Genomic DNA, 26,246 nt, shown 5'->3' on the forward strand with positions numbered 1-26,246 from the left:
GATAGTGCAGCGCTATACTTGGCAGCCACGTGATCTATCCCATCCATTCCGCCGGAGAGAAGCGCCATGCATGAAAGTACGTTGCTGATCTTTGCCGCTGTAGCCTTTGTAGGTATCGCCACTCCTGGACCGACGGTTCTGCTGGCGCTGACCAATGGCTCCCGCTATGGCCTTCGTCGCGCTGCTTATGGGTTTGCCGGCGCGGTCGCATCCGACTTCGTGCTGATTTTCGCGGTGGCGCTGGGTCTTGGTGCGCTGCTGGCGGCGTCGGCGTTCTGGTTCACCGTCGTCAAATGGGTCGGCGTGGTCTACCTTGCGTACATTGGCGTCAAGCTATTGATGTCAAAGGGGGCATTGAACCTCGCGAGCACGCAGGGTGAAACAAGCCGCGAAAACAACTCGGCGATTTTCCTGAAAAGCTTCCTTACCGCAGTCACCAACCCGAAAGGGTATCTGTTCTTCTCCGCATTTTTGCCCCAGTTCATCACGCCGTCCGCGCCACTTGCGCCGCAGTACGCAGCACTCGCGATAACGTTCGCGATGCTGGATTGCTTGATCATGTTCGGCTATTCGCTGCTCGGCGCGCGAGCAATTCGCCTGCTGAAGGAGTCGGGAGCGCTATGGCTGGAACGGTCCTGCGGTGCTGTCCTTGTTGTGCTCGCGGGGTCCCTGGCCATGTATCGGCGTCACACCGCTTAACGGATTCTCGGACGCGGCCGATGACATTCGGCACTTGAACGGCCGAATCGGCAAGCGACACCCACGTCAGGAAAAACCATGTTCGACCACGTCAAATTCGGAGTCAGCGACTACGAAGCGAGCAAAGCGTTCTTCCTCAAGGCACTCGAACCGCTCGGCATAGCGATTGCCTCGGAGGGGCCGCCGACGTACGGTGTCGAGCTTAGCCCGAAGGGCAAAGCTTCCTTGTGCCTGTACCAGGCCGACGAGAAGCCCGCGCATCTTCACCTGGCGTTCGTGGCCGAGAATCGCCGGCAAGTCGAAGCTTTCCATCGTGCGGCGCTGGAGGCGGGCGGGAAAGACAATGGTGCGCCGGGCCTGCGCCCGCACTACCACGCGAACTACTACGCAGCGTTCGTCATTGGTCCGGACGGGCACAACATCGAAGTGGTTTGCCACGCACCCGAGGGCTGATCCTTCCATCGAGCCCCGCCAACCGAACCGGATTTCGTCGAGAAATCGCCCCGACGAAACGCCGGCTTCCATTTTTTCGCCGCCCCCCAGCCGCACGTCAGCCCGGCACCCCACGCGCCAACCATTCCCCCACGCCCTCCGCCACGAGCTCGCGCTCGGGACTGTCGTGCCACACCCTGATCACCTGCCCGATCCTCCCACCCTCGTCCGGGTCGAGATCGACGCACAGATGATCGCCGCTGCCGTTGTGCGTGAGCGGAATCCATTTCAGGTTGTACCAGTCGCCGCGAATGCCCGGTTCAGGCTCGCCCTCGCAGTCCGCCAGATCGCCGCGCACGACCAGATCGCGCCAGATGGACCACTGCGCGAGGATCTGCCGCGCGGACAGCAGCGTCTCGCCGGCAAACGGCTCGGTGCGCCCCGCTTCCTGTCCGTCGTGCAATCGCAGGCTCATGCGCCATGCCTCCGGCAACGCGACGCCCAGCCCCGCCTCGAGCGCGCGCAGATCGTCGTCGCTCGCCGGCCCGCGAAATGGCTCCGGCGCATCGGCCGGCAGCGTGCGCCGCCAGGCGTCGAGACGCGCCCAGGCCGCCGCGATCGTGTCGTCCGGCGATGGCGCGACGGCCGCGCTCGTCGCATCCGTGCGTGCTGAATCAGGCGTTGCCGCATGCGATACATCCACCGACGGAGATCGAGCCGCTAGCGCAGCGTCCCCCCCAGCGCGCACCGGCCGGCGCGACTGGTCGAGCCGCATGAACAATACCGGCGAGCCCGCTGCCAGCGGCGTCGCCCCCGACTCGATCGCGACGAGCGCATCGGCTCCGGCGAGCGCGCCGAGCGCATCGGCCCGTTCGCCCGCGAGCGGCGTCACGACCGGTTCTCCCGCCGCCCCCGTCGCGAGCGTCGCCCAGCGCAGGTCATGCCGCGCCGGATCGCGCGACGTCGGCGCGCCGAGTACGCCCGTCTCCCAGTACGGTCCCGGCATGTCGGCAAATTCCAGCAGATCGATCAGCCGTCGCAGGATCGTGTGCGCGAGGATCGCGACGTCGCCGGGATAGCCCGGCAGGTTGACGAGCGTCGCCTGGTCGAAATAGGTGACGACGCGCGACCCGCGCGGCCGGCCCGCCGCATCGGTCAACTCGAACGTCCGGCGCTGCGCCGGCGAACGATCCTCGCTGCGGCCGAAATTGAAGCGCGCGCCACGCACTTGCGGCAGCGTCACGCGCGCCTCGCTGACCGGAAACACCGGCAACCGGTTCAGCGCGGCATCCTGGTGCGGATCGTCCGCCAGCACCCCGGTGCCGACCAGCAGGTCGTAGCGCTGCGCAAGCGCGGCAAGCTGGCGGCGAAACGCCAGCTCGGCATCGCGGGACGCCAGCGGCGGCAAGGTCATGTCGGGCGGCGCGACATATTCGAGCGACGCGTCGTAGCCCCACTGCTTCAGGAGCGCGCACAGATAGGGGCCGTTCGCGTCGGGACGCTGCCACGGCTGCCGCTCACCGGCAGACGGCACGAGGTCGTAGCTCGCGACGACCACGCACACGCGCGGCCGCCGGCTGACCTCGACCGTACGCACGCCGGCGGCGATCAGCAGCGCCTGCTGTTCCGCGCCGATGCGCTGTCCCTTGTCGAGCAGCAGCGCATCACATGCGTAATCCGCGCCACGCGCGATCACGCCCTCTCCCTCGACCGGCGGCGCGTCAAGGTCGAGGCGCGCATGCTGCTGCCCGTCGGGCGCGCGATTGCGCGAGCGCGGCACCACGGTGTCCGCATGCGCCGGCAACGGCGCGAGCGCCGGCAGCCATTCGGCATCGCCCGCCGACAGCGCACGCGCCGCCGGATCGCCGCCGCGATGAATCAGGATCGGATAGCGCCGGCGCACGTTCAGCGTCGCCGGCCGCGCGGACGATGCGTGAGCGGCGTCGATCGCGCGCAGCGCATAGCCTTCGATCGCCGCGAGCGCAAGCCGCGGCAGCGCCTCGGGCGCGGTCACGGCCTGCGCGAGCACGCGTCCGCACGCGTGCTCGACCGGCACGGTCTCGACGCGCATGCCGCCCGGCACGGCGTCGGCGCAACGGCGATAGGCGTCGGCCAGCCATGCCGGCATCGGTAAAAGCTCGTTCGTCATCGTCATGTCAATACACTACGGGCGCGCGCATCATCGGCAAGCAGCCCGATGATGCGCGCGTTCGATCAGCTGCAGCGTGGCGAATCAGCGCCGCTTCGACGTGGGAACGGCACCGCCCGGTTCGACGTCGACGTAGAACTCGTCGCCGTCGAGCACGCGCTGCGCGCTGAAGAAATTGCCGAGCAACGCGCCGGCGCGACGATTGTCGCTGGCGTCGATGCGCTTGACCGAGAACCTGCCGCCCGCCGCGCCCTGGTTGGTTGCCGCGAACGGATACTCGTCGCAATCGCAATCGCTCGGCGTTTCGTCGGAATCGCCGGTGAACGTGCATTGTCCGGTGACCCGGCCGTACTGCGCAATGCACTGCTGCTTGGACGCATCGCGATTGCTGGCGCGCAGCGCTGCGTCGCGGGTGCGCGTCAGCGCCCGCGAGTCCGACCCCGGCAGGATCGTGCCGTCGTCACGCGGCACGAAGTTGCCCGGCAACCCCTGCGCCTGCGCCTCCTTGATATGCTTCGCGGATTCGTCGACATCCGGGTTGTTGGTCTTGACCGAGCGCATCACCGCCGGCGCCTTCCAGTAGATGCATCCTTGCGTGCCGCTTTTCGCGAGGCCGACGTCGCAGCGCAACTCGGGCACGTAGCTCATGCCCGAATGCGTGGTCAGGCTCGAACCGTTCTCGAACGAGTCGCCGGTCTTCACGATCCGGTACTCCACATACGGGCGCACATACAGCGGATTGCCCCCGCTCATGTTCGGCGTGATGGTGACGATCGTTTCGCCGGACAGGCCGCCCGGCACGAGGCCTACGCCGGCGCTCGGCGACACGGTGCACTGCGACCCGCATTCGACGACCGGCTTGATCTGCAATCCGCCGCCATTGCCGGACAGGGTCGTCGTGCGGAACCGGAACCGAACCTGCCACGACAGTTGGTTGAGCGGATTATCCGAATAGGTGTAGGCGTCGATGCGGACCCGGCCGGTCTCGCTGTTGTCGTCTCCAATCAGCACCCGCTCGAAGGATTCCGACTTCTGGCAATGCGATCCGCGACCGAGCAGGGAGTTGTCGCTGGTCTCCTGGAATACCGACGTGCAAATGGGCGACACGTCGGGCGCGCCCCCCGCGTGCGCCGAAGACATGAATAACGGCCAGCATGCACTGACGACGATCAAGCCCCGTCGTATGACTCCATTCATTCATCTTCTCCTTTTTCTATTTATCGATTTCCGTTTAAAGGAGAATTGAAATTATCACCCCACTTATTGAAAGCAAACCGTTAACAATGACAGGATTGTAATAATTCCCGATTATTCCCGCGTTCGGGAGCCGCACCTGTCAAAGTTTCACCCCGGCGCGGAATCGTCCGTGCCTATGCCTCCAGCGCCTCCAGCACCTTCCCCTTCGTCTCGATCCCGACGAAATGCACGGTGACCGCGGCGATCAGCGGCACCACGCCCAGCAGGTAGAACGCCGGGCTCAAATCGCCGCCGATGATCGCGTGCGGCACCACCATCGGCGCGACGAACGACGCGATCTTCAGCCATGCGCTGCCGAGGCCGCATCCCGATGCGCGAATGCTCGTCGGATACTGCTCCGGCGTATACACATACGCGGTGATGAACCCCGACGCCATCAACCCGAGCGACAGCGAGCAGAACGTCGCGACGACGTACACCGACGCCGCGTGATAGACGCCCGCCAGCGCCAGCGACAGCGCGCACAACACGAACGACCAGACGATCACCGGCTTGCGGCCGAGCCGGTCGACGAGCAGCGCGGACGCGAGCGACCCGAGCACGCCCATCACCGAGCCGATCACCGCGAGATTCAGCGCGAGCTGCAGCGGCGCGTGATAGAAGTTCTTGTAGATCGTCGGCAGCCACGTCGACAGCCCGTACTGGATGAAGCCGCAGGTGGCCCACAGCGTCGCGACCGCGAGCGTGCGCTTCCGGTATGCGGCGCTGAACAGGTCGATCATGCGGCGCTTCGGATGCTGGCGCACCATCTCGTCGAATGCGGCGGCCTGCGTAACGGGCGCAGGCGGCAGCGGCCCCTTCACCGACGCCTCGAACACGCCGAGCGCCTGCCCCGCTTCCGGCAGCCGCCCGCGCGACGCGAGCCAGCGCGGCGATTCCGGCACGAGACGCGTGAGCACGAGCGCGAGCACGAGCGGCATGCCGCCGACGAAGTACATGATCTCCCAGCCGAAGCGCGGCACGAGCCACGCGCCGAGCGCCATCGACACGAGCAGGCCGATCGGGAACACGATCTCGTACAGCAGCACGAAACGGCCGCGGCCATGCGCGCGCGTGATCTCGTTGATGTAGGTCGCCGCGACCGGCAGCTCGCCGCCGAGGCCGAGCCCCTGCAGGATGCGCAGCAGCACGAACACCTCGAAGGTCGGCGCGAAGCCGCACGCGATGCTCGTCACGCCGATCACGGCCGAGCTCCACGCGATCGCCTTCACGCGCCCGTGCTTCTCCGCGAGCGCGGGAAACAGGAACGCGCCGATCAACTGGCCGATCGCGCCGGATGCGATCAGCAGGCCGACCTGGTTCGGCGACAGCCCCCACTTGTGAATCAGCAGCGGCAACGTCGCGGCGATCGTGATCACGTCGAAGCCGTCGAAGAACGTCGCGGCGCCGATCAGCACGCGCGCGCGGATCTGCATCGCGTTGGCGGGAAGCCGTTCCAGCCTCGCGATGATCGCGCCGGGCGTGGTGGCGGCCGTGTCCATCGCGGCCCTGCCGGCCACGACGTTGTCGAAAGTGCTCATGCGGAGTATCTCCTTGGTCTCGTCGCCCGGTCAGGCCAGTGCCTTGCTCGTGTCTGCCAGGGCTTCCGTATCCACTGCCCGGCCCTGGTTCATCCACTTGCGCGCGAGCTTCAGCTCGCGCGCGTTGTTGACGGCGATGACACCTCTCACATGCCCGTCGCCCACGAAAAACAGCGTTGCGCGCCGCGCGGCGAGCTCGCCGCGCACGACGAGCTGCGCATCGGCCGGCAGATCGCCGAGGATCTGCAGGTTCACGTCGTACTGATCGGACCAGAACCACGGAATCTCCGCGTACGGCGCGCGCACGCCGAGCACCGCCTTCGCGGCCGCGATCGCCTGGTTCTGCGCGTTCGCCCACGATTCGAGCCGCACGCGGCGCTTGAGCCAGCCGTTGTGGTGGTTCGCGACGTCGCCGCACGCGAACACGGCCGCGTCGCTCGTCATCCCGAATTCGTCGACGACGATGCCATCGTCGACCGCAAGCCCCGCGTCGGTCGCGAGCGACGTGTTCAGCGCGAGGCCGATCCCGGCCACCGCGAAATCGGCGTCGATCGTCGTGCCGTCCGCGAGCGTCGCGCGCACCTTCGACGCGTCGTCCGGCTGCGCGTCGAGCGACACGAGCGATGCGCCGAGGCGCACGTCGACGCCGTTGCCGCGATGCAGGTCGAGCAGGAAGTCCGACACGAGCTGCGGCACCGAACGCCCGCACAGGCGCGGCGCGCCTTCGACGACGACGGCCTCGACGCCGAGCTTGCGCGCGGTCGCCGCGACTTCGAGCCCGATCCAGCCGCCGCCGATCACGAGCACGCGCCTGCACGCGCGCAGCTTCTCGCCGAGCGCGGCTGCGTCGTCGAGCGTGCGCAGGTAGTGCAGATTAGCGGTCCTGACGAGTGATGCCGGCAGGCGGCGCGACGTGCCGCCGGTCGCGATCACGAGGCGATCGTATTCGACCTCGCGGCCGCTTTCGGTGCGCACGACGCGGCGCGCACGGTCGATCGACGCCGCGCGCTCCGGCTGCCACGCGTCGATGTTCAGCGCCGCGAATTCATCGGGATGCACGACGCGCACGGTCTCGATGTGCGCATCGCCGGCGAGCACGGCCTTCGACAGCGGCGGGCGCTCGTACGGCAGGTGCGGCTCGTCGGCGATCATCACGAGCCGCCCCGCGAAGCCTTCCGCGCGCAGCGTCTTGAGCACCCAGCCCGCAGCCTGCCCGCCGCCGATCACGACGACGGTTTGCACCGCGCCGGCTTCGTTCGTTGCGTCAGTCATGATTTGCGCTCCGTCATGAACTTGCCTTCCGGCGCCTTCGCATGCTTCTGGCGGCGCGTGTTGCCGTCGAGGCCGCCGTCCACCGCCCACTCGGCGAACACGGTCGGGCCCGGCTCGAACTCGCGCGGCTGCCAGTCGGGCGTCAGCACGTCTTCGTCCGCGTAGTACTCGATCAGGCCGCCGGCCGGGTTCTGGAAGTACCAGAAGTACGCGGACGACACCGGATGCCGGCCCGGCCCGAGCTGGGTCGCCCAGCCGCAGCGGTCGATGTGCATTCCGCCGCCGAACACCTCGTGGATGTCGCGCACCGTAAACGCGACGTGGTTCAGGCCGCGCTTGCCCGTAGGCAGCGCGAGCAGGAACAGGTCGTGATGGCCGCCGTGCGGCGCGCAGCGCATGAACGCGCCGCGGCCCGGATAGCGGTCCGACGTCTCGAAGCCGAGCAGCTCGTGATAGAACTTTTCCTGTGCGTCGAGCGCGTTCGTGAAGAACACGACGTGGCCGACCTCGACCGGCTCCGCGCGTTCGTAGATCGTGCTCGGCGTATCGACGCGCAGCGTCTCGCCCCACACGTTCGACAGCGAGCCCTTCACGTCGAGCGCGCGCTTGCGCGTGACCTCGATGCGAATCGCCATCCCGTTCGGATCGATGCAGCCGACCGCATCGTCGTGCGCGTAGTAGCCGGGCTGGCCCGCGAGCCTGCCGCGCAGCGCGTCGAGTTCCGCGGCGGTCGCGACGCCCCACGTCACTTCGCGCAGCGTCGGGCCCGCTTCGAACGCCGGCGGCAGCGCCGGATCATCGGCCCTGACGACCAGCACGGTGCAGCCGTTCATCGTCTCGAAGCGCGCGCGCGTGTCGTCGTGCGCGACTTCCTTGAGCCCCCAGTCGGCGAAGAAGCGCCGGCAGGTCGCCAGGTCGTCGACGCCGTACGTGATCTGCTCGATGCCCAAAATGCTCATTGCGTGATTCCCCTTCGCTCAGTTCGCCCACGGCAGCGGCGCGTCGTTCAAGCCCCAGTACAGGCTCTTCTGCTGCAGGTACTCGCGGATGCCGAGGCGCCCTTTCTCGCGGCCCATCCCGCTCTCCTTCCAGCCGGCGAACGGCGTCGAGATCGAGAACTGTTTGTACGTGTTGATCCACACGGTGCCCGTCTCCAGCGCGCGGCCGATCCGCCATGCGCGCTTGTAGTCGCGGGTCCAGATGCCGGCCGCGAGGCCGAACACGCTGTCGTTCGCTTCGGCGACCAGCGATGCTTCGTCGTCGAACGGCAGCACGACGAGCACCGGGCCGAAAATCTCTTCCTGGCAGATGCGCGCGCGATTGGTCAGGCCGTCGAGGATCGTCGGCAGGTAGAAGAAGCCCTGCTCGCGGCCGTCGCCCGCCGGACGCTCGCCGCCGCACAGCACGCGGCCGCCCTCGTCGCGGCCGAGCGCGACGTAGCGCTCGATCGACTCGCGGTGCTGGCCGGTGATCAGCGGGCCCATCTGCGTGCGCTCGCTCGCCGGATCGCCGACGCGCAGCTTGCGCGCGCCTTCGACGAGCCGGGACACGAACGCGTCGTAGATCCCGCGCTGCACGAACAGCCGCGAGCCGGCGATGCACGATTCGCCCGACGAGCTGAAGATCCCGTACAGCACGCCGTTGACCGCGTGATCGAGATCGGCGTCGTCGAACACGATCGTCGGCGACTTGCCGCCGAGCTCGAGCGACAGCGGCATCAGCTTGTCGGCGGCGAGCCGCGCGATGCCGCGGCCGACTTCGGTGCCGCCGGTGAACGACACCTTCTTCACGCGCGGATGGCGCACCAGCACGTCGCCGACCACCGAGCCCTTGCCGGGGATCACCGACACGACGCCGCGCGGCACGCCGGCCTGCTCGACGAGGCGCGCGAGCGCGAGCGACGCGAGCGGCGTCACCTCGGCGGGCTTCAGCACGACCGCGTTGCCGGCGGCCAGCGCGGGGCCGAGCTTCTGCGCGTCGGACGCGATCGGCGAATTCCACGGCGTGATCGCCGCGACGACGCCGAGCGGCTCGTGCACGCTCATCGTCAGGAAATCGCCGCGCGACGGCGTCAGCTCCTCCTCCATCGTCTCCGCGCACGCGGCGAAGTAGCGGAACGTGTTCGCCGCGCTCGTCACGAGCGCGCGCGTCTCGTTGATCGGCTTGCCGTTGTCGCGGCGCTGCAGTTGCGCGAGCCCTTCGTGGTTCGCGTTGATCAGCTCCGCGATGCGGTACAGCACCGTCGCGCGCTGGTGCGGCTTGAGGCCGGCCCAGTCGGCCTTGCGCCATGCGGCGTCGGCGGCCTCGACGGCTTCGTTCGCATCGGCCGCGTCGGCCATGTGGATCTCGGCGTTCAGCGACTGGTCGGCCGGATAGAAGTTCGGCGTCTTCGCGCCGCGGCCGTTGCGCCATTCACCGCCGACGAGGATCTCGCCGTTCGGCACGAGGGAAGAATCGAATGCAGTCATGTCGGTTGCGTCCTCGGCCGGTTCAGATCACGCAGCGGGCCGCGCGGTTGCGCAGCGCGCGGATCGCGCTGAACGCCGTCAGCGCGGAAGTCTTCGGGTTGTCGGGCAGCGGCTTGCCGCTCATCTCGAGCGACATCTCGCCGAATGCGCCGCGCGCGACGATCCGGTGCACGTTGCGCGTCACGGCCGGGTCGGCGATCAGGCGCACGTGCGTCTGGTCGAGGCCGAGCCCCGCGAGCGCGACGGTCGCCGCGACGTTCGCGTTCTTCGGGTACAGCCGCGCCGCGTCGCGCGCGGCGCCTTCGAAGATCACCCGCTCCTCGGCCATCGCATGCAGGTCGCACAGTGCCTCGGCCGGCGTGCCGAGCCAGCCGAGCGGCGGCTTGCGGCCGACGTACAGCACCTCGTCGAGGCCGCCCTGCTTCGCGGCGGCCAGCGCGTCGATCCCGCCGATCGCGCCGGACAGCAGCGTCAGCGTCGCGTTGCCTGCGTCGGCGGCCTGCGACAGCGCATCGAGCAGCGCGAGATCCGACAGCGCGCCGATCGATGCGACCGCGCAGTCGGTGCCGGCCTTCAGCAGCGGCATGACGTGATCGACGAGCGCGCTGTGGCCCGCGCATTCGAGCGCGAACTGCGGGCGATGCGCGAGCGCATCGACCGACGACACGACCTCGACCGCGCCGCCGAGCGCGCCCTGCACCGCTTCGCGCTGATGCTCGGGCACGATCACGTGCCCGACGCGCAGCGACGCGTCGTGCTCGACCGCGTGATAGACGGCCGCGCCGATCGCGCCGAAGCCGATCATCGCGACGTCGACGGGCGCATGCCTGTGCGCGTTTGCGTGCGCGTCATGCATATTGCCGCTCCTCGGGCGCTTCCTTCTTGACGGGCGGGCCCGCGAACGCCGACGCGAACGAGCCGACCGACAGCATGTCCACTTCGACGAGCACCGGGCCCTGCTTCGCGAGGCCGTCGCGCACGACGCCTTCGGCCTGGTCGAGCGACGTGATCCGGTAGTGCGTGAGGCCGAGGCTCGCGCAGAATTGCGCGAAATCCGGCTGGTGCAGGTCGACGAAGCAGCGGCGGCCGCCGTAGTGCGCGTCCTGGATGTTGCGGATCACGCCGTAGCACTGGTCGTTCATCAGCACGATCATCACGTTCGCGTTTTCCTGCACGGCGGTCGCGAGTTCGCCGACGTTGACCATCAGGCCGCCGTCGCCGACGAGGCAGACCGTCTTCGCCGCCGCGCCCGCGAGCGCCGCGCCGATCCCCATCTGCATCCCCTGGCCGATGCCGCCGCCGAGCGCATGCACGCCCGCGCGCGGCTCGAAGATCTTCAGCAGCCGGTTGCCCCACGTGCTGTTCGAGATCGTCACGTCGCGCACCCAGTTGTAGTCGCGGCCGACCGCGGCCTGCAGCGTGTCGACGAGCTGCTTGTAGGGCCCGAGGCCCTTCGCGACGTCGGCGACCGCCTGCTCGCGCGCCGCCGCCAGGTCCGCCGCGAATTGCGGATCGACGGCGAGACGCCCTTCGAGCCGATCGGCCAGTTCGGCGAGCACGCGCTTCGCGTCGCCGTGGATGAACAGGTCGTTGCGATAGCCGCGGTTGTCCGCGAGCGCGTCGGCGTCGACGCGGAACAGCGGCTGCGGCAGCGCGAGCTTGTACTTCAGCGTCTCGTTGCCGCGCAGGCGCGAGCCGACCACGACGAGCGCGTCGCAGGTCTTGTAGAACGCTTCGACCGCCGCGTGCACGTTGAACGCGCCGAGCGTCGCCGGATGGTCTTCAGGCAGCACGCCGCGGCCCTGCACGCTCGTCACGACGCCGAAGCCGAGCTTCACGAGGCGCTCGACTTCCGCGCGAGCGTGGCGTGCGCCGCCGCCGAGCCACAGCAGCGGACGGCGCTTGTGCGCGAGCGCGTCGGCGAGCTTCGCGACCCGCGCGCCGTCGTGCTCGCGCACCGCGACGTGCGCGGGCGCGAGGTCGTCGGGCCAGTCGATTTCGGCGGCCTGGATGTCGATCGGAATCTCGACCGACACCGGGCCCGTCGGCGCGGTCTGCGCGATGCGCACCGCTTCGCGGATCGTCGGCAGCACGGTCTCGACGGTGCGCACGCGGAATGCGGCCTTCGAGATCGCGCCCAGCATCGTGAGCTGGTCCGGCGCTTCGTGGATGTACGCGAGATCCTGATCCAGGTACGGCGTCTCGATCTGCCCGGTGACGTGCAGGAGCGCGGTGCCGGCGGTCAGCGCCTCGACCATCGCGCCGGCCGCGTTGCCGGCCGCCGTGCCGGTGCTCGTGAACGCGACGCCGAGGCCGCCCGACACGCGAGCGAGGCCGTCGGCCATGTTCACCGCGCCCGCTTCGCCGCGCGCGCCGACGTAGCGGATGTTGCCGCGCGAGTTGATCGCGTCGAGGATCGGCATGTTGTGGATCGAGATGACCCCGAACGCGGTCTTCACGCCGCATTGCTCGAGAAAGGCGGCAATCAGCTCGCCAACCGTGATTTTGTTAGACATGGCGTGCAAAGCCTCCAGAAACGTCGATATGGCTGCCGGTCGTATAGGACGACAGATGCGTTGCGAGATAAAAGAGCGCCCAGGCGGCCTCGTCAGGCCGGCCGAAGCGGTTCAGCGGAATGTTCTTGCGGCGGGCGAGCGCGCCCGTCCACGCTTCCCAGCTTTCGCCAGGCTGCGCCTGCGCTTCGTAGCGGCGGCGCCACTGGCCCGACTCGACGATGCCGATCAGGATCGAGTTGACGCGGATGCGCTGCGGCGCGAGCTCGTTCGCGAGCGACTTCACGAGGCTCAGCACGCCCGCGCGCGCCGACGACGTCGCGACCATGTGCGGCTCCGGCTGCAGCGCGAGCAGCGAGTTCACGCAGGTGATGCTCGGCGCGGCGGCGTCGCGCAGCATCGGCAGGAACGCGCGGGTCGGGCGGATGATGCTGAAGTACTTCAGTTCGAGCTCGTCGCGCCACGCGTCGTCGGTCGTATCGGCGAAGGTCGACACGCGGCCCTGCCCCGCGTTGTTGATCAGCATGTCGGCGCGGCCGAAGCGCGCGTGCACGGCCTGCGCGAAGCCGGCGACGTCGCTTTCGTCGAGCACGTTGCAGCGTTCGGCGAGCAGCTGCGCGCCCGGGTACTTCGCGTGCAGCCCGGCTTCGGCGCGCGCCAGCCGCTCACCGTCCCGGCCGCAGATCGCGACCGACGCGCCCGCCTGCAGGAACCGTTCGGCCGTCGCGAGCCCGATGCCGGACGAGCCGCCCGTCACCACCGCAACCTGTCCGGTCAAATCGATCTGGATCATCACAACCCCAAAGCCTTCAGAAACGTGTGCTCGTCGTCCGAGCGGTAGTTGAGCCGCCGCGACAGTTCGGCCGCCGCGCGCTGCACCTTGTCGATCAGGCCGTCCGCGATCAGCGCCGCGTCGATCTCCGGGCGCGGCACCGTCACCGTGATGCACGCGACGATCTTCTGCGTGTCGTTGCGCACCGGCGCGGTGACGACCGAGATGCCGCGCTCGAACGACGAGTTGCTGACGCCGTAGCCGCGCAACGCATCCTCGCGGATCATTTCGTACAACGCATCGACCGTGTCCGGCGTCGCGTTCGTCATCCGGTTCAGCGTGCGTTCCGGATACAGCGCGCGCAGCTCGCCCAGCGACAGGTCGCCCATCAGCACGTGGCCGTGCGTGGTCGCGTGCGCGGGCAGCCGCGTGCCGACGTTCACCCGGATCGAGCTGAACACCGGCGCCTGGCTCTGCGCCTTCGCGACGAACACCACGTCGCGGCCGTCGCGGATCACGATGTGCGTCGTGAACCCGGTCGCGTCGCGCAGGCTTTCGATCACGGGCAGGCCGAGATCGGTCAGCTCGAGCGAGCTCAGGTATTCGAAGCCGAGCCGCAGCACCGCGATGCCGAGCTTGTAGTTGCGGTCCTTGTCCGCGCGCTCGAGGAAGCCGAGCGATTCGAGCGTCTGCAGCAGCCGGAACACCGTCGTGCGCGGAATGCCGAGCCGCTTCGACAGCTCCGGCGCGCCGAGCACCGGCTCGCGCGGCGAGAACTCCGCGAGGATCCTCAAGCCCCGTTCGAGGCCCGGCACCACGTAGTTCGCTTCGCCCTTCGCGCCGTCGTTTTCATTCAGCAGCGGTTCGCTCATGCCAGCCCCCGCTGCAGGTCGCACTGACGGCAGAACGCGTCGATCAGTGCGGAATAGACGGCCGGCGCCTCGACGTAGCCCGCATGTCCGGCCTGCGGAATCACCTGCAGCCCGACGTGCGCGGCCGCCGCGATCCGCTCGCACGCGGCGGGCGGCGTGATCGCGTCGTTCGCGCCGACGGCCACCGCCGTGCGGCCGCGAAAGCCCGCGAGGTCGGACGCGAGATCGGCGTTCGCGAGCAAGTGCGTCGCCTGCGCATAGCCGGCCGGCACGATGCGCGCCATGTTCCAGCGCACCCACGCACGTGCGTCCTCGCTCGCGAAGCCGGACAGCATGTTGCCGCTGCGCTGCGCGGCGAGCCCGGCCGGGCCGAGTTCGTCGAGCATCGCGAGCCGCGCGTCGCGGCGCGACGCGCGCGTCTCGGCCGGCGCGCTGCCGTAGCCGCCCGCGGGCGAGATCAGCAGCAGCCCGGCGACGCGCTCCGGCATCACGCGGGCGAAGCCGCCCGCGACGATCGCACCGAGCGAATGACCGACCAGCACGCAGCGGTCGATGCCGAGCGCATCGAGCCACGCGGCGAGCGATGCCGCGTAGTCGGCTGCGGCCGGCGATGCGCCGTGCACCGGCGTCGACGCGCCGTAGCCGGGCGCATCCCATGCGAACACGCGCCGCGAAGCGCCGAGCGCATCGAGCTGGCGCACCCACGACGCGGCGCCCGAGCCGATCCCGTGCAGCAGCACGACGGGGAGCGTGCGGCCCGCATGCTGCGCGCCGGCCGCGCGGTAGCCGATCGTGCCCGTCGCGCCGGCCGGCGAGCGCTGCTCGGGAAACCGCTCGAGCAGCGCTGCGAAGCTCGCGATGCGCTCGCGGTCGCGTTCACGTTTGTCGATGACACTCATCGCTTCACCTGCCTGCGCTCAACGCTTGATCTTCGCGAGCGGCGAATCCGGCGGATACGTCGGCGTAATCGGCTTCGGCGAACCGAGCATCACGCACATCAGCGCGTCTTCCTCGCCGATGTTGATCTCCGTGCGATACACGCCCGGCGGCACCGAAATCAGGTCGCGCTCGCCGAGGATCGCTTCCCAGGTCTCGCCGTCGCGCTCGCAGATCACCTTCATCCTGCCGCGCAGCACGAAGAAGATTTCCTCGACGTCGACGTGGATGTGGCTCGGGCCGATGTTGCCGGCCGGGATCACCATCGTCGAGAACGTGAAGTTGCCGGCCGGCACCGTGTTGACGTCCTTCGCGACGCCCGTGCCGCCCGTGCCGACGTAACGCATCTGCGCACGGCGATACTTCGGGTCGTAATCGGCCTGGAACTTCAGCGCGTCCCAGTCGTAGCGCCGCGTCGCGTAGCGCGCGACGCGCCCTTCCATCCAGTCGGCAAAGCTCGCGCTTTCCGGTTGATCCCACGACTTGCGTTCGATATCGGCGTCCGCCATCGTCATCTCCTTGAGCATGGAAACCATCAGTTCATTACGAAGCCGCCGTTCACCGGCAGCAGTTGACCCGTCACGAAGCGCGCGGCATCGGACAGCAGGAACAGCACGGGCCCCGTCACGTCGTCGGGCACTTGCGCGCGCGCCAGCGCGCGGCCCTGCTGGTAATACGCGTGGCGCTCGGCCGGCACGTAGGCGGTGGCCTCGACTTCGGTGAGGCCCGGCGCGATCGCGTTGACCGTCACGCCGTGCGCGCCGAATTCGCGGGCCTGCGCATGCGTCATCGCGATCGCCGCGCCCTTGCTCGCGACGTACGCGAGCAGCTTCGGCGCGCCCCACAGCGCGGTGTCCGACGCAAGGTTCACGATTGCGCCGCGGCCCGACTGCGCGAGGTACGGCAGCGCCGCATTGCTCGCGAGCCACAGGCCGCGCACGTTGACGTTCATCACCGCGTCCCAGGTCGCGACGTCGAGCTCCGTCGACAGCTTGCCGCCCGAGTTCGTGATCGCCGCGTTGTTGATCAGGCCGTCGATGCCGCCGAGCGCCGCCGCGCCCTGCGCGACGAACGCGTGGACGCTGGCCGGATCGGCGAGATCGAGCGCGAAAAAATGCGAGGCGTGGCCCTGCGCCGCGAGCTGCGCGGCAAGCGCGCGGCCTTCGTCGGCCAGCACGTCGCCGAACGCGACCTGCGCGCCGGCGGCGACGAGCGCCTTCACGAACGCCGCGCCGAGACCGCGCGCGCCGCCGGTGACGAGCACGCGCCGGCCGGCGAGCGACACGACCGGAGCCTGGTCAGCCATGAGCGGACTCCGACGCGGCGTGCGCCGCGCGATGCGCATCGAGCGCGGACAGATGCTCCTGCGCACGCTGGCGCAGCATCCGGCGCACGCGCGTGATGCCGACGTCGTGCTGGTACAGGTATTCGTGATCGCGCGCGTTCGGCGCGAGGCTTTCGAGCACGTAGCGGTCCTGCTCGAGCACGTCCCAGTGCAGGCCTTCGAGGCGGTTGCGGTACATGAAGCGCCACACGTCGCGCTGCCAGCCGCTGACCTTGCGGGTGCGCCAGAAATAGACCTGGCAGTGGTCGTCGTCCACCGGCGTCGCGAAGCCGATGATCCCGAAGTTGCCGCCCGGGCCGAACTTCTGCTTGTACGGAATCGCGAGGCGCATCCACAGGCAACCGGTTTCGCCGAGCTCGACCCAGTCGAAGTTCACGTCGCGCTGGCCGGTCTTCTCGAACACCAGGCCCGTTTCCGTCTTGCGCACGCGCATGTCGGCCTGCTTGTCGCCTTCGGCCATCGAGTGCGACGTCGCGTGCAGGTATGCGCCGTGCATCGGGTCCATCACGTTGTCGATCGCGTACTGGTAATTGCACGTCCAGTTCGACATGCACAGGAAGTGCGCGTACTCGCCGGCGACCAGTTCTTCCGGCAGGTTCAGCGGCGCGGGTTCGGCATGCGCGTCGTCGCCGAACCACAGGAAGATCGCGCCGGCCCGTTCCTGCACCGGATACGACTTCACGCACTTCGTGCCTTCGAGCGGGCAGTTCGACACGGCCGGCACGCGGTTGACCGTGCCGCTGCCGTCGACCTCGACGCCGTGATACCAGCACGCGAGGTTGCCGCCGAGGTTCCAGCCGAGCGACAGGCGCGCGCCGCGGTGCGGGCAGCGATCCTCGAGCGCATGGACGTGGCCGTCCTGGTCGCGCCACAGCACGATCTGCTCATTCAGGCGCGTCAGGCCGACCGGCGCGTTCGACACCTGCCAGCTCGGCGCGACGGGATACCAGTAGTTCTTGATGCCGCGGTCGAGATAGTCGCGGACCGGGTCGTGTTGGGATGCTGGTTGTGCGGGGGACGTCATCGATGTGCTCCGGATGCGGTTGTCGTCTGGGCGGGGCGTGCGGGTCATTCCGCGAGCGCGGCCATCTCGGCGCAGAAGCGCTCGGCGGTCCACGGCGCGCCGTCCGGCGTGCGCAAGCCGATGCGGTTCAGGCCCGCGACGACGTCGTCCAGCTCGGTCGCGCCGGCTTCGAACACGCGTTCGAGCGCGTCGCCGAGATCGTTCTCGTACTGCGTCGGCTCGGCCTTGCGGGTCTGCCAGACCCGGTTCTCGACCCGGCCCGGGATCTCGATCTGCCCCTTGCCCGCGACGTTGTTCGGCTGCGGCGCCACCCACGGCTTCAGGAAGGGATTGAAGTTCACGGTCGCTTCTTTCATCGGTTACTCCACCTTGATCTGAATTTCCTCGCCGGCGAGGCGCACCGCGTACTGCTTCAGCGCGCGCCCGCCCGGCCCCTTCAGGCACTGGCCCGTCCGGATGTCGAACACGGCTTCGTGCAACGGGCACTCGACGGTGCCGTCGTCGACGAAGCCCTGCGTCAGCAGCGCATACGCATGCGGGCATACGTTTTCGAGCGCGTACACCTCGTCACCGACGCGATAGATCCCGATCTCGACGCCGTCGGTCCGCTTGAACTCGATCGGCGCGTCTTCCGACAGCGCGCCGGCATGCCCGGCGCAAATCCATTGTTCAGACATCTGTCACCCTTCCTTCTGATCGACGCTTGATTTGTTCCATATCCGGAACAGCAGTTTATGGATGGTGATTATAGGAGCGACTTTCCGGGAGAAAAATAAAAAGCTGTGCGTCCTAGGGAAAATACTGACCAGCGGGTCGGCGATCGACTCGACAGGCTTGAAGTCTCGGAAATCCGCCTATGTTTCGCGGATTTACGGGCCATGTCAGAGCGCGCCTCCGCAACGCCGGCCATCTCCGCCCGCTGCTTCGACCCGATAAATTTATTTTTTTCCGCATTTTCCGTCGCCCTATACTTCATTCCACCAGAGGCACATTGTTCCTTGTATGGAACATAAGAATGCCCGTCTTGCGGTGGATGTGCGCAGCAGGCAGGTCGGCCGATGCGCGCACCCCGCCCCGTATTCATTCGAGCGAGAGCGTCAGGAAGGAGATCAAATGGTCAAGCAAGCAGTAGCGGCGGCAGTCGTCGGGTTCGGCGTCGCGTCCGGCGCGTGGGCGCAGAGCAGCGTGACGCTGTACGGCAGCACGGATGCGGGCGTCGCCTATGTGAACAACGTCGGCGGCCACGCGAAGTGGGCAATGATCCAGGGCAATACGCAGCCCGACCGCTGGGGGCTGAAGGGCAAGGAAGACCTGGGCGGCGGCCTGTCGGCGATCTTCCAGCTCGAAAACGGCTTCTATACGAACAACGGCCAGTTCGCGACCGCGAACACGATCTGGAACCGCGCCGCGTGGGTCGGCATCGATTCCGCGCGCTACGGCACGCTGACGCTCGGCCGCCAGACGCCGCTGTCGTTCGACTATCTCGACCCGCTCAGCACCGCGTACCTCGCGGCGAGCTGGTACGCGTTCCATCCGGGCAACATCGACGGCCTCGCCGCGACCGGCAACGTGCCGTACAACAACGCGGTCAAGTACCGCTCGCCGAGTTTCGCGGGCTTCAGCGCGGCGGCGGTGATGGCGCTCGGCAACACGACGAACTTCTCGACCGGCAAGTCGGTCGGCGTCGCGCTGAACTATGCGAACGGGCCGTTCAAGGCGTCGGCCGTCTATTCGAGCGAGCACGACCGCTCGATCCTGATCGGCCAGACCGGAATCGCGAACTTCCAGGGGCAGAACACCGCGAACGGCTATCTCGCGAGCAAGGTGGAGAACATCGGCGCGGGCGCGTCGTACCAGTTCGGCGACTTCCTCGTGCACGGGCTCTACACGCGCACGAAGATGCAGTCGAACGGCCACTCGGACACGTTCCAGAGCTACGACGCCGGCGTGAACTACCGCACCAGCCCGTTCAACACGATCGCGGGCGGCGCGGCGACGTCGACGCTGTCGGGCCGGCGCTGGACCCAGCTCGAGCTCGGCGACATCTACGCGCTGTCCAAGCGCACGCAGCTCTATGCGAACGTGCTCGTCGAACACGCGTCGGGCGGCGCGAAGGCGGCATTCTTCACGGCCGGCGTGTCGAGCACGGCGAATCAGGTCGTCGTGCTGGCGGGGATCCACCACTCGTTCTGACGCGGTGGCCGTGCGTCGCGCGGCCGCGCGCGACCGCGCGTGCCGGAGCGGCTGCAGGCCGTCAGGGTTTCGGAATGCGGATGCGGCTGATCATCAGCGAGCCCGACACGCCGAACACCAGCGTCAGCGGATGAAAGAGCCCGCCGGGCGTCGCGATCTCGCCGAGCCACATGGTCGGGCCGATCCCGCCGTAATAGGTGGCGACGGCCAGCATCAGCACGATGACGATCGAGGTCGGAATCGGCGTGCCCTCGAAGTACGTCACCTTGCCGGTTTCCTGCGACAGCGCTTCCGCCGTCACGTTGTAGCGCGCCAGTCGCGACACGCCGCACGCGACGAAGTAGACGAGCAGGAACCGGTCGACCATTCCGCGCATCCCGCACCCGTAGCCGATGACGGCCGGCGCGACGCCGAACGAAATGACGTCGGCGAGCGAGTCGAGCTCGCGCCCGAGCGCCGACGATTTCTGCCGCCAGCGCGCGATCCTGCCGTCGAGGATGTCGAATACCAGTGCGGCGACGATCAGGCCGGCCGCGTAGTACACGTGCAGCACATCTTCGGTGGCGATGTACGAGATGATCGAGAAAATGGCGCTGGTGCCGCAGACGGCGTTGCCGAGCGTGAACCAGTCAGCCAGGTGGAATTCCCGGATCATCGAAAAGCGCCGGACGGGTTTGGTCTTGTTCATCGTTTCCACGAAATTTCCAGGGATCGCCATGCCGGCGCGGCCCCGCTCGCGCTGCTCGCGCGCGGCGTTCCCGCGCCGGCCGCGCATCAGAACATCGCGACCTTGTGGCGCGCGTGCGCGAACGTCGGATCGCTTTCGAGCGGACGATAGTTGAGCCGTTGCGACAGGTCGACCGCCGCGCCGCATACGGCTTCGACGAGGCGCTCCTTCTCGCCGGCCTCGCCGATCTCCGAGCGCGGCACCGTCGCGGTGATCGCCGCGACGATCGAGCCCGAATGGTCGCGCACCGGCGCGGTCACGGCCGAGATGCCGGCTTCGAACGCGGCCTCGCTGACCGCGTAGCCGAGCCGCGCGTAGTGGCGCACGCGCTCGTACAGCTCGTCGACCGTGCCCGGCGTGCGCTCGGTGAACTGCTCGAGACGCTTTTCCGGATAGAGCTGGCGCAGCGCATCGCGCGTGAGGTCGCCCATCAGCACGTGGCCGTGCACGGTCGCGTGCGCGGGCAGCCGCGTGCCGACGTGCACCTTCACCGAGCCGAACATCGACGCATGGCTCTGCGCCTTCGCGACGAACACGACATCGCGCTGGTCGCGGATCAGCAGATGCGTCGACAGGCCGGTCGTATCGCGCAGCCGTTCGAGCACCGGCGTGCCGAGATCGGTCAGTTCGAGCGAGTTCAGGTATTCGAAGCCGAGCCGCAGCACGCCGACGCCGAGCCGGAAATGGCGGTCGCCGTTCACGCGTTCGAGAAAGCCGAGCGCTTCGAGCGTCTGCAGCAGGCGGAACGTCGTCGTGCGCGGAATGCCGATGCGCTTCGACAGCTCGGGCGCGCCGAGCACCGGCTCGCGCGCGGAAAACTCGGCCAGGATCCGCAGGCCGCGCTCGAGGCCCGGCACCAGGTAGGACGGCGCGCCGCCGGCCGGCTCGTCGTCGCCGGCCGCGACGGGTTCCGGCGCGTCGTGCTCGGCCGCGGCCCGGCGCGACGGCCGCGCCTTCGCGGCAGGGGGTTTGGTCGCGCCGCTCATCGTTGGGTTGTCCATGTGCAGATGGACGGAAGGAAATCGATCACGAAACGGGTCATGGATCAGCGTGGAGATTCAGCCATGCTACCTCAGCGCGCGCCCCGGATTGCACCCGCGGGCATCGCCGGGACGCGGCACGCGTCGCCACGGTCCATTGAATAGTCAGACACGATCGAGAGGATATCAGCGATAGACGGCGCGACGCCATGCGGATATCGCCGGACGACGCGACGAGCGCGGCTCGGCCCTTCGTCGATTTGACGCAGGTTCGTCCGGTCGTTTACAGGCGCGACAGGTGTACCCGAATGTTCGTCCTGTCGTACAGGAACGTGCCGTCGTCGCCGGGGGCAAGCACGCGCGCGAGGTCTACCGGAACCAGCCACCCGTTCCCCAGGCGCCCGCCGTTCACCGCGCGTATCCTGCTGCCTCCAATGGCTATCGCGGCATGAAAGACATTGCCGTTTCGGGAGAAGCCGATTGCGGTTCCCGCGGGAATGCTTCCCCGCCCATCCCATTGATTGCCCGCCTCGAAATTGAACCGCGGTCGCCAATTCTGAGCGCTCGTGTCGATCAGCATATTGGGCGTGATAAACGCAGGCCCCTGGAGCAGATACCTGACAAAGGCGGCGGCATCGTAGCAGATACCCCTGGACACATACTCGGAGATGTTGGCCATGCCGTACATCAGCGCCTGTGCGTGTTTCTGCTTTTCGGCGAAGCCGAATTGGGCGACATGCGAGCCCAATCGAGTGAGTTCCATGGTCAGGTCCTTTCAAGGGTGAGGGTCGCCACAGTCGGGCCAGCGGATCAAGCTCATATCATATTACGAAACCAACCGGCACTATCCGGGCGTCGGCGCAGCGCCGCCCGCTGCAAAGCAAGCTTCCGGCGCAAGCGCTCGAACTGCACCCGCGCCGGCTGCCGGCCGATCCGGCCGGTCAGCGCATCCACATGCGCGGCGAATCCGAACAACACGCCGATCGCCAGCACGATCAGGACCAGCACGATCGTCATCGCGCCACGCCCGTCATGGAGCAGCCGCCGCTGCCCCGGAAGCCGCGACCGGCGCGTCGGGATTCGGCGTCAACCGCAAACGCATGCGCAGCGGCTGGCGCATGTCGGGCGGCGGCGGCTCGGCCAGCGGCCCGGCGGTCAGCAACTGCCGCAACGCGGCATCCGCGTTCGGGTCGCCGAGCGTCGCGAATTCGACGCGCGTGACCGCACCGCTCGCGCCGATCCACGCGCGCACGACGATCGCGGGCGGCGGCGCATCGGCGCTCGCGTGCAGCACACGATCCTCCAGATGCCGGTGCAGCCGGTCGGCCGCGTCGCCGTCGGCTTCGAGCCATGCCTGGAACTGCCGGCCGGCGAGCTGCGCGTAGCTGATCCATGGCGGCGGCACGTCGGCGGTCTGTGCATGCGCCGGCGCGCTCGCGACGAGCGTCCATGCGACGGCGAGCGCCGCGCCCCAGCCGCGCGCGCGCGATACCCCTGGTTTCGCTTCATGAGGATTCCTGTGCTCCTGTCCGCTTGCGCCGTCAACCCGGGTCGACCGGCACGTACAGCCGCGTGCCGCCGCGCTGCACCAGCAGCGCGATCGCGCCGCGCGCACGGTCCAGTTCGCCGATCAGCGCGCCGGCGTTCACGGCCGGCGCGCCGTTGACGGACAGCACGACGTCGCCGGCCCGCAGCCCCGCGCGGGCGGCCTGGCCGCTCGCCTGCTCGATCACGAGCGCCTGGCTCACGCCGAGCTGCCGCCGCTCCTGCTCGCTCGCCGGACGCAACGCGAGCCCGAAGCGCGCGAGCGCCTGCGCATCGCCGTTCGACGCGACGCCGCTGTCGAATGCCCCCACCGTCGCCGGCAGGTGCCTCGCCTGCCCCGCGCGCCACACCAGCAGATCCGCGCGATGCCCGGGCCGCATGCCCGCGACGGTGCCGAGCAGGTCCGCCGAATCCGCGACCGGCTTGCCGTCGATCGCGAGCACCACGTCGCCGGCCTGCAGCCCGGCCTGCGCGCCGGGCCCGCCCGGCTCGACCATCGTGACGAGCGCGCCGTCGGGATTCGGCAGGCCGAACGAACGCGCGAGCGCGTCGCTGACTTCCTGCAGCGCGACGCCCAGCCGTCCGCGCGTGACCTTGCCGGTGCGCAGCAGTTGGTCCTTCACGTCGAGCGCGAGGTCGATCGGAATCGCGAACGAGAGCCCCTGATAGCCGCCGGTCTTCGAGTAGATCATCGAGTTGATCGCGATCACGCGGCCGTCGAGACTGAACAGCGGCCCGCCCGAATTGCCGGGATTGATCGGCACGTCGGTCTGGATGAACGGAACGTAACGCTCGCCGGGCAGCGAGCGCGACTTCGCGCTGACGATGCCTTGCGTGACCGTGTTCGCGAACCCGTACGGCGAACCGATCGCCATCACCCAGTCGCCGACCTCGGTGCGCGCCGGATCGCCGGTGACGACCGTCGGCAGGTTGCGCGCGTCGATCCGGACCACCGCGACGTCGGTCAGCGGATCGCTGCCGATCACCCGCCCCCTGAACTGGCGCTTGTCCGTCAGCTTCACGTCGACCACGGCCGCGTCGCCGACCACGTGCCGGTTCGTCAGGATCACGCCGTCCGCGCCGACGATGAACCCGGAGCCGAGGCTCACCTCCTCGCGGTTGCCGATCACGCGGCGCGCGAGAAACGGCGCGAGCGGATGGTCCGGCCCGATGCCCGGCGGGAGCTGGATGCCCAGTTGCGTCACCTCGCGCGTGACACTGATGTTGACGACCGCCGCGCCATACCGTTTGACGAGCGCGGTGAAGTTCGGCGGGGCCACCTGAGGCGGGGCCGCCGGCGTCGCGGCGAGCGCCGGCCGTTCGGCGGCGACGGCCAATCCGTCCGCATCGCCCGTGCCGGTCAGCGCGATCGCGCCCAGCATCGCGAGCATCGCGCCCGCCCGACTGCAAATACCCGATTCCACGATGATCATCCTCGCCGTTTCACGCGCGAACGACGCGCGTCCGCTCATTTCGGCGGCACCGCGACCGGCTGCGCCGGGCGCTGCGGCGTCGCCGACTTGCCCCAGTTCGTGCCGAAGCGGTTGCGCTCCGTCGACAGGTTGAACGTGCCGAGCCGGTTCGACGGCGCCGTCGCGAGTCCTTCCGCTGCGGTTTGCGACGCACCCGCCTGCGGCGTCGCCTTCGGCTCGAGCTGCGCGCTCAGGCAGTCGTACGACAGTGCGCGCTTGCCGTCCACTTCCGCATCGACACAGACCGGCTTCGCCGCCGAACCCGGCTGGCTGCCGGCCGCCGACGGCCGACCGGCCTGCGCATGGACGGCGCCCGCCAGCAACGCGCATCCCCATGCCATGCTCCACTTCCGCCATCCGCTCATATCCGCCTCCTTCGATGCGCGCGTCCTCGTCGCGGCCGTCGTCAGATTGCGTCGCGCCGCGGCGAGCGGGCGACGAAGCGCGCAAACGCCGCGCGCCCGGCCGGCTCGACCGCCGGCACGGGTGCGCGCTGCTGCTGCGCCCATGCGTCGCGCACGCCGCCGATCTGCTGCCACGCCAGCACCTGCGCGCCGGTCGGAAACGGCGTCGCCTGCGGTTCCCGGTAGTCGACGCGAAAGAACCGCGGCGCGTCGGCGCCGGCCGTCCACAAATCCCCCACGTCCCGCACGCTCGCGTCGAACCAGAACCGCACCCAGCGTGCCGAACCGCCGGCCGACGCATCGACCGGCTCGTGCGCCCCCGGCGTCCGCATGAACCCGGCCAGCACGAGCAGCACGGACGCCAGGTCGTCGTCGCGCAGCGACGGGTACGACCACAGGTCCTGCACGTCCGCGCAGGCCAGCGCCGCCGTGAAGCGCGCGATCGTGAACGCCGGCCACATGCGCCGCACCAGCGCGTAATGCCGCTCCCAGTTCGCGACGAAGCGCTCGCGATGACGCGCCGACACCCGCGCGTCGCGGCCGCCGCGCACCGCCATCTCGTCCGGCTGGTACTGGCGAGTCGTCAGCACGCATTGGGCCGAGCACCGCACGCTGCGGTGGCGCGCGCGGCCCGGCATGCCGGGCATGGGCTCGAGCGTGCCGAAACAGAGCGGGCAGTGCGACGGCAGCGCGCCCGGCGCGCCGGGCCACGCGTTGGCGGCAACGGGGCGCGCGGGCGCCGGGCTGCGCGGCTCGGGCGCGGCCGGTTTCGGCGCGGAACGGGTGACGTTCATGAGCGTGCCTACCGGGCGGCGGCGAGCGCCTTCTTCAGCGCGTCTTCGTTGATCGGCGCGTCGCCGCCGAGCTTCGCGAGATACGCCTGCGCGTTCTGCTGGGTGCGCTGCGCGCGCAGCATCGCGCGCAAGCGCTCCTTCACGTCCGCGAGCGGACGCGGCGCCGCCGGCCGCGTGTCGATCAGCTTCACCACGTGAAAGCCGGTGGCCGTGCGGATCGGCGCGGACACCTGGCCCGTCTTCAGCGCGTCGGCCGCCTGGCGCACCGCGGGCAGCAGCATCGTCTCGGGCACGAAGCCCAGGTCGCCGCCGTTCGCGGCGCTCGCGGCGTCCTGCGAGTTCGCCTTCGCCAGCGCGGCGAAGTCGCCGCCGCGCGCGCGGTTCGCGAGGTCCGCGGCTTGCTTGCGCGCCTTGTCGACGGTCGCCGCGTCCGCGTCGGGCGCGACCGCGACGTAGATCTGCGCGACGCGCAGCGCGCGCGGCACGGTGAACGCCGCGCGATTCCTTTCGTACGCCGACTGGATTTCGGCGTCGGACGGATAGTCCGCCGGCGGCGCATTCACCGACGCGAGATAGCTGCGCGCGATGATGTCGCGCCGCGCCTGCTCGATCGCCGACTGCACGTCGGCCTGCTTGTCCCAGCCCTTCGCCTTTGCCTCGGCGAGCACGGCCTTCTGCGCGAGCGTCGCGCGCACGACCTGATCCATCGCGGCGGGATCGGCCGCGAGCCGCGCGCGCCCGTCGTCGCCCGCCGCCTTCAGCAGCGCGGCAATGTCCGACTGCGTGACCGACGCTTGGGGCCCGTTCGCGATCACGTCGTCCTGCGCGGCCGCCACCAGCGGCACGCTCAGCAGCAGGCCGCCCATCATCGT

Annotated in this window: 28 protein-coding genes; 3 read left to right on the forward strand and 25 right to left on the reverse strand. The window is 69.0% G+C overall.

Annotated features, from left to right (window positions below; translation table 11 throughout):
* Positions 1-66 precede the first annotated feature (66 nt).
* Together KY49_RS31290 and KY49_RS31295 are read left to right on the forward strand one after the other, a co-directional pair.
* Positions 67-699, forward strand: a complete 633-nt coding sequence (locus tag KY49_RS31290) for a LysE family translocator (RefSeq protein WP_042588179.1) — start codon at positions 67-69, stop codon at positions 697-699.
* Between the two features lie 78 nt (positions 700-777).
* Positions 778-1,152, forward strand: a complete 375-nt coding sequence (locus KY49_RS31295; protein WP_042588180.1) for a VOC family protein — start codon at positions 778-780, stop codon at positions 1,150-1,152.
* A 97-nt stretch (positions 1,153-1,249) separates the two neighbouring features.
* On the opposite strand, the gene KY49_RS34715 is transcribed toward KY49_RS31295, so the two are convergent.
* From KY49_RS34715 to KY49_RS31375, 16 genes are all read right to left on the reverse strand, one after another.
* Complete coding sequence (locus tag KY49_RS34715) at positions 1,250-3,259, reverse strand: SMI1/KNR4 family protein (RefSeq protein WP_063840505.1); 2,010 nt, start codon at positions 3,257-3,259, stop codon at positions 1,250-1,252.
* Positions 3,260-3,364: 105 nt separating this feature from the next.
* A complete protein-coding gene (locus KY49_RS31305; RefSeq protein WP_042588181.1) occupies positions 3,365-4,420 on the reverse strand; it encodes a NucA/NucB deoxyribonuclease domain-containing protein in 1,056 nt (351 codons plus the stop codon).
* Positions 4,421-4,650: 230 nt separating this feature from the next.
* Positions 4,651-6,057, reverse strand: a complete 1,407-nt coding sequence (locus KY49_RS31310; RefSeq protein WP_042588182.1) for an MFS transporter — start codon at positions 6,055-6,057, stop codon at positions 4,651-4,653.
* 30 nt (positions 6,058-6,087) lie between these two features.
* Complete coding sequence (locus KY49_RS31315; protein ID WP_042588183.1) at positions 6,088-7,329, reverse strand: NAD(P)/FAD-dependent oxidoreductase; 1,242 nt, start codon at positions 7,327-7,329, stop codon at positions 6,088-6,090.
* The gene (locus tag KY49_RS31320; RefSeq protein WP_042588184.1) at positions 7,326-8,288 is read right to left on the reverse strand and encodes a VOC family protein; all 963 of its coding nucleotides are present in this window, start codon (positions 8,286-8,288) and stop codon (positions 7,326-7,328) included. Before KY49_RS31320 ends, KY49_RS31315 begins: the two co-directional genes overlap by 4 nt.
* 18 nt (positions 8,289-8,306) lie before the next feature.
* A complete protein-coding gene (locus KY49_RS31325; RefSeq protein ID WP_042588185.1) occupies positions 8,307-9,797 on the reverse strand; it encodes an aldehyde dehydrogenase in 1,491 nt (496 codons plus the stop codon).
* 22 nt (positions 9,798-9,819) lie between these two features.
* Complete coding sequence (locus tag KY49_RS31330) at positions 9,820-10,653, reverse strand: aspartate dehydrogenase (RefSeq protein ID WP_042588186.1); 834 nt, start codon at positions 10,651-10,653, stop codon at positions 9,820-9,822.
* Positions 10,646-12,313, reverse strand: coding sequence for a thiamine pyrophosphate-binding protein (locus KY49_RS31335; protein WP_042588187.1), 1,668 nt, complete (start codon positions 12,311-12,313; stop codon positions 10,646-10,648). Before KY49_RS31335 ends, KY49_RS31330 begins: the two co-directional genes overlap by 8 nt.
* Positions 12,306-13,103, reverse strand: coding sequence for an SDR family oxidoreductase (locus tag KY49_RS31340; RefSeq protein WP_042588188.1), 798 nt, complete (start codon positions 13,101-13,103; stop codon positions 12,306-12,308). The genes KY49_RS31335 and KY49_RS31340 overlap by 8 nt, the downstream gene beginning before the upstream one ends.
* On the reverse strand, positions 13,103-13,954 hold the full coding sequence (locus KY49_RS31345) for an IclR family transcriptional regulator (RefSeq protein ID WP_042588189.1): 852 nt from the start codon (positions 13,952-13,954) through the stop codon (positions 13,103-13,105). Before KY49_RS31345 ends, KY49_RS31340 begins: the two co-directional genes overlap by 1 nt.
* Positions 13,951-14,853, reverse strand: coding sequence for an alpha/beta fold hydrolase (locus KY49_RS31350; RefSeq protein ID WP_042588190.1), 903 nt, complete (start codon positions 14,851-14,853; stop codon positions 13,951-13,953). The genes KY49_RS31345 and KY49_RS31350 overlap by 4 nt, the downstream gene beginning before the upstream one ends.
* An 18-nt stretch (positions 14,854-14,871) precedes the next feature.
* A complete protein-coding gene (locus KY49_RS31355; protein WP_042588872.1) occupies positions 14,872-15,399 on the reverse strand; it encodes a cupin domain-containing protein in 528 nt (175 codons plus the stop codon).
* A gap of 26 nt (positions 15,400-15,425) precedes the next feature.
* Complete coding sequence (locus KY49_RS31360) at positions 15,426-16,196, reverse strand: SDR family oxidoreductase (RefSeq protein WP_042588191.1); 771 nt, start codon at positions 16,194-16,196, stop codon at positions 15,426-15,428.
* The gene (locus KY49_RS31365; protein ID WP_042588192.1) at positions 16,189-17,259 is read right to left on the reverse strand and encodes an aromatic ring-hydroxylating dioxygenase subunit alpha; all 1,071 of its coding nucleotides are present in this window, start codon (positions 17,257-17,259) and stop codon (positions 16,189-16,191) included. Before KY49_RS31365 ends, KY49_RS31360 begins: the two co-directional genes overlap by 8 nt.
* A gap of 44 nt (positions 17,260-17,303) precedes the next feature.
* Positions 17,304-17,615: a recombinase-like helix-turn-helix domain-containing protein gene (locus KY49_RS31370; RefSeq protein ID WP_042588193.1), complete on the reverse strand. Its 312-nt coding sequence runs from the start codon at positions 17,613-17,615 to the stop codon at positions 17,304-17,306.
* Between the two features lie 3 nt (positions 17,616-17,618).
* The gene (locus KY49_RS31375) at positions 17,619-17,936 is read right to left on the reverse strand and encodes a non-heme iron oxygenase ferredoxin subunit (protein WP_042588194.1); all 318 of its coding nucleotides are present in this window, start codon (positions 17,934-17,936) and stop codon (positions 17,619-17,621) included.
* 436 nt (positions 17,937-18,372) lie between these two features.
* Between KY49_RS31375 and KY49_RS31380 the strand changes: the two genes are divergently transcribed.
* Positions 18,373-19,452 carry a porin gene (locus KY49_RS31380; protein WP_042588195.1) on the forward strand — a complete coding sequence of 360 codons (1,080 nt, stop codon included), beginning with the start codon at positions 18,373-18,375 and terminating at the stop codon, positions 19,450-19,452.
* A gap of 61 nt (positions 19,453-19,513) precedes the next feature.
* On the opposite strand, the gene pssA is transcribed toward KY49_RS31380, so the two are convergent.
* The 9 genes from pssA to KY49_RS31425 all read right to left on the reverse strand — a co-directional run bounded on the left by pssA (position 19,514) and on the right by KY49_RS31425 (position 26,240).
* Positions 19,514-20,140: a CDP-diacylglycerol--serine O-phosphatidyltransferase gene (gene pssA / locus KY49_RS31385; RefSeq protein WP_042588873.1), complete on the reverse strand. Its 627-nt coding sequence runs from the start codon at positions 20,138-20,140 to the stop codon at positions 19,514-19,516.
* 86 nt (positions 20,141-20,226) lie between these two features.
* The gene (locus tag KY49_RS31390) at positions 20,227-21,180 is read right to left on the reverse strand and encodes an IclR family transcriptional regulator (protein ID WP_042588196.1); all 954 of its coding nucleotides are present in this window, start codon (positions 21,178-21,180) and stop codon (positions 20,227-20,229) included.
* Positions 21,181-21,442: 262 nt separating this feature from the next.
* The gene (gene tecA, locus KY49_RS31395) at positions 21,443-21,922 is read right to left on the reverse strand and encodes a type 6 secretion system effector deamidase TecA (RefSeq protein ID WP_042588197.1); all 480 of its coding nucleotides are present in this window, start codon (positions 21,920-21,922) and stop codon (positions 21,443-21,445) included.
* Between the two features lie 53 nt (positions 21,923-21,975).
* Positions 21,976-22,176 carry a hypothetical protein gene (locus KY49_RS31400; protein WP_042588198.1) on the reverse strand — a complete coding sequence of 67 codons (201 nt, stop codon included), beginning with the start codon at positions 22,174-22,176 and terminating at the stop codon, positions 21,976-21,978.
* Positions 22,177-22,189: 13 nt separating this feature from the next.
* Positions 22,190-22,564 carry a YbaB/EbfC family DNA-binding protein gene (locus tag KY49_RS31405; RefSeq protein ID WP_231636577.1) on the reverse strand — a complete coding sequence of 125 codons (375 nt, stop codon included), beginning with the start codon at positions 22,562-22,564 and terminating at the stop codon, positions 22,190-22,192.
* A gap of 136 nt (positions 22,565-22,700) precedes the next feature.
* A complete protein-coding gene (locus KY49_RS31410; protein WP_042588875.1) occupies positions 22,701-24,128 on the reverse strand; it encodes a Do family serine endopeptidase in 1,428 nt (475 codons plus the stop codon).
* 44 nt (positions 24,129-24,172) lie between these two features.
* Complete coding sequence (locus tag KY49_RS31415; protein WP_177313888.1) at positions 24,173-24,541, reverse strand: hypothetical protein; 369 nt, start codon at positions 24,539-24,541, stop codon at positions 24,173-24,175.
* Between the two features lie 41 nt (positions 24,542-24,582).
* The gene (locus KY49_RS31420; protein ID WP_042588199.1) at positions 24,583-25,374 is read right to left on the reverse strand and encodes a hypothetical protein; all 792 of its coding nucleotides are present in this window, start codon (positions 25,372-25,374) and stop codon (positions 24,583-24,585) included.
* An 8-nt stretch (positions 25,375-25,382) separates the two neighbouring features.
* Positions 25,383-26,240 carry a peptidylprolyl isomerase gene (locus KY49_RS31425; protein WP_042588877.1) on the reverse strand — a complete coding sequence of 286 codons (858 nt, stop codon included), beginning with the start codon at positions 26,238-26,240 and terminating at the stop codon, positions 25,383-25,385.
* Positions 26,241-26,246 lie beyond the last annotated feature (6 nt).

The organism is Burkholderia sp. MSHR3999 (assembly GCF_000833595.1).
Taxonomy (GTDB): domain Bacteria; phylum Pseudomonadota; class Gammaproteobacteria; order Burkholderiales; family Burkholderiaceae; genus Burkholderia; species Burkholderia ubonensis.

What these genes read in the sequence shown, in the direction of transcription:
- KY49_RS31290 (WP_042588179.1), top strand. Translation starts at nt 67, where the DNA reads ATGCATGAAAGTACGTTGCTGATCTTTGCCGCTGTAGCCTTTGTAGGT.
- KY49_RS31295 (WP_042588180.1), top strand. Translation starts at nt 778, where the DNA reads ATGTTCGACCACGTCAAATTCGGAGTCAGCGACTACGAAGCGAGCAAA.
- KY49_RS34715 (WP_063840505.1), bottom strand. Translation starts at nt 3,259, where the DNA reads ATGCCGGCATGGCTGGCCGACGCCTATCGCCGTTGCGCCGACGCCGTG.
- KY49_RS31305 (WP_042588181.1), bottom strand. Translation starts at nt 4,420, where the DNA reads ATGTCTTCGGCGCACGCGGGGGGCGCGCCCGACGTGTCGCCCATTTGC.
- KY49_RS31310 (WP_042588182.1), bottom strand. Translation starts at nt 6,057, where the DNA reads ATGAGCACTTTCGACAACGTCGTGGCCGGCAGGGCCGCGATGGACACG.
- KY49_RS31315 (WP_042588183.1), bottom strand. Translation starts at nt 7,329, where the DNA reads ATGACTGACGCAACGAACGAAGCCGGCGCGGTGCAAACCGTCGTCGTG.
- KY49_RS31320 (WP_042588184.1), bottom strand. Translation starts at nt 8,288, where the DNA reads ATGAGCATTTTGGGCATCGAGCAGATCACGTACGGCGTCGACGACCTG.
- KY49_RS31325 (WP_042588185.1), bottom strand. Translation starts at nt 9,797, where the DNA reads ATGACTGCATTCGATTCTTCCCTCGTGCCGAACGGCGAGATCCTCGTC.
- KY49_RS31330 (WP_042588186.1), bottom strand. Translation starts at nt 10,653, where the DNA reads ATGCATGACGCGCACGCAAACGCGCACAGGCATGCGCCCGTCGACGTC.
- KY49_RS31335 (WP_042588187.1), bottom strand. Translation starts at nt 12,313, where the DNA reads ATGTCTAACAAAATCACGGTTGGCGAGCTGATTGCCGCCTTTCTCGAG.
- KY49_RS31340 (WP_042588188.1), bottom strand. Translation starts at nt 13,103, where the DNA reads ATGATCCAGATCGATTTGACCGGACAGGTTGCGGTGGTGACGGGCGGC.
- KY49_RS31345 (WP_042588189.1), bottom strand. Translation starts at nt 13,954, where the DNA reads ATGAGCGAACCGCTGCTGAATGAAAACGACGGCGCGAAGGGCGAAGCG.
- KY49_RS31350 (WP_042588190.1), bottom strand. Translation starts at nt 14,853, where the DNA reads ATGAGTGTCATCGACAAACGTGAACGCGACCGCGAGCGCATCGCGAGC.
- KY49_RS31355 (WP_042588872.1), bottom strand. Translation starts at nt 15,399, where the DNA reads ATGGCGGACGCCGATATCGAACGCAAGTCGTGGGATCAACCGGAAAGC.
- KY49_RS31360 (WP_042588191.1), bottom strand. Translation starts at nt 16,196, where the DNA reads ATGGCTGACCAGGCTCCGGTCGTGTCGCTCGCCGGCCGGCGCGTGCTC.
- KY49_RS31365 (WP_042588192.1), bottom strand. Translation starts at nt 17,259, where the DNA reads ATGACGTCCCCCGCACAACCAGCATCCCAACACGACCCGGTCCGCGAC.
- KY49_RS31370 (WP_042588193.1), bottom strand. Translation starts at nt 17,615, where the DNA reads ATGAAAGAAGCGACCGTGAACTTCAATCCCTTCCTGAAGCCGTGGGTG.
- KY49_RS31375 (WP_042588194.1), bottom strand. Translation starts at nt 17,936, where the DNA reads ATGTCTGAACAATGGATTTGCGCCGGGCATGCCGGCGCGCTGTCGGAA.
- KY49_RS31380 (WP_042588195.1), top strand. Translation starts at nt 18,373, where the DNA reads ATGGTCAAGCAAGCAGTAGCGGCGGCAGTCGTCGGGTTCGGCGTCGCG.
- pssA (WP_042588873.1), bottom strand. Translation starts at nt 20,140, where the DNA reads ATGAACAAGACCAAACCCGTCCGGCGCTTTTCGATGATCCGGGAATTC.
- KY49_RS31390 (WP_042588196.1), bottom strand. Translation starts at nt 21,180, where the DNA reads ATGGACAACCCAACGATGAGCGGCGCGACCAAACCCCCTGCCGCGAAG.
- tecA (WP_042588197.1), bottom strand. Translation starts at nt 21,922, where the DNA reads ATGGAACTCACTCGATTGGGCTCGCATGTCGCCCAATTCGGCTTCGCC.
- KY49_RS31400 (WP_042588198.1), bottom strand. Translation starts at nt 22,176, where the DNA reads ATGACGATCGTGCTGGTCCTGATCGTGCTGGCGATCGGCGTGTTGTTC.
- KY49_RS31415 (WP_177313888.1), bottom strand. Translation starts at nt 24,541, where the DNA reads ATGAGCGGATGGCGGAAGTGGAGCATGGCATGGGGATGCGCGTTGCTG.
- KY49_RS31420 (WP_042588199.1), bottom strand. Translation starts at nt 25,374, where the DNA reads ATGAACGTCACCCGTTCCGCGCCGAAACCGGCCGCGCCCGAGCCGCGC.
- KY49_RS31425 (WP_042588877.1), bottom strand. Translation starts at nt 26,240, where the DNA reads ATGGGCGGCCTGCTGCTGAGCGTGCCGCTGGTGGCGGCCGCGCAGGAC.